Raw genomic sequence first — 457 nt, forward strand, 5'->3', positions numbered from 1 at the left:
CGCCACCGAGAACGAGCCCGTGGGCTGATCCTCGACGTCGATGTTGACCACCACCCGGTCCGGCGCGGAACCGGGCGCGTTGGAGAAGCGCACCTTCTTGAAGAAGCCCAGTCCGTTCAGCCGGCGCCCGGCGCGGTCCACCCGCCCGCGGTTGTAGGCATCGCCATCGGTCCGATCGGGCTCGCGGGGGGTGACGGTTGCGGTGGTGCTGGGGTTGTCGTCTACATAAGCTGCGTGTCCGCGCCGTCGTCCTCGTTCTACGTGGCGGCGCTCTCCCCCCCCCATGCCCGCATCATCGTCTAGTCATCGGTCTCCTGCTCGACCTTCCTAGGCCGCTGCCCGTATGTCCTCTTTGCGGGGCACGCGGTCGAGTATGGCCACGGTGGCGATCTCTCTGACACCGAGCCGTACTTCCTCGGCTACCGTATGGCGGCCGGCCTCGACGGCTTCTACAAGT

General features: G+C 67.2%; 1 pseudogene. It reads right to left on the minus strand.

What is annotated here, in order from left to right:
* A pseudogene (locus MKK50_RS22590) lies at nt 1-276 on the minus strand (outer membrane protein assembly factor BamA); the annotation flags it as partial.
* Nucleotides 277-457: the final 181 nt, after the last annotated feature.

The sequence above is a fragment of the Methylobacterium sp. J-043 genome, assembly GCF_022829505.1.
Lineage (GTDB): Bacteria > Pseudomonadota > Alphaproteobacteria > Rhizobiales > Beijerinckiaceae > Methylobacterium > Methylobacterium extorquens_A.